Consider the following 550-nt stretch of genomic DNA (forward strand, 5'->3'; position numbering starts at 1 on the left):
ACTAATTACAAATTGAGTTATGGACGCAGACTTTACTATTATCCCAATCGTTGAAAATCCAGTTGTTAACAAAGGCGAAACCGTTCGGATACAATTATTCGTCTCTGGCTCTGGTTCACACTCAAAGCACAAGTTATACATCAATTATTCGTATGAAAATTTACTTGACACAAGTGAACCGAAAAATGGGAGTATTGGCTTCTTCAAGATGCCAATCACTACGGACAGTGGCGGAATTAATATCTCAAGTCAAGAATTGCCTCCTAACGCAAGCTATTTTTATGAACCCTCTCGGTTCGGAACCGCAACTGGAAAAATGACTGGTGAAACACCTGATGGTCAGGTTCCAGTAAGAGTATCGGAGGCAACTGCCGGCGGTTATCCACCAATGTGGGTTGAGTTAAATATCTCCTCTGAAGCCACTCCCGGCGACTATGGCATTCCAATAACGTTTACGCACTATGATGAATCAACGGTCGCTGTAACCAAAGAAACCCCGACATTCCACGTGAACACGTGGGCAGAAAAACACAGAACCAAAATTGAATTG

At 42.7% G+C, this 550-nt stretch carries 1 protein-coding gene; it reads left to right on the plus strand.

All coding sequences use genetic code 11. The features are described from left to right. Positions 1 to 19: 19 nt before the first annotated feature. A partial coding sequence (locus D3D02_RS20535) for a hypothetical protein (RefSeq protein ID WP_147435737.1) occupies positions 20 to 550 on the plus strand: 531 nt, incomplete at its 3' end.

The organism is Halobellus sp. Atlit-38R, assembly GCF_003665925.1.
Lineage (GTDB): Archaea > Halobacteriota > Halobacteria > Halobacteriales > Haloferacaceae > Haloquadratum > Haloquadratum inordinatus.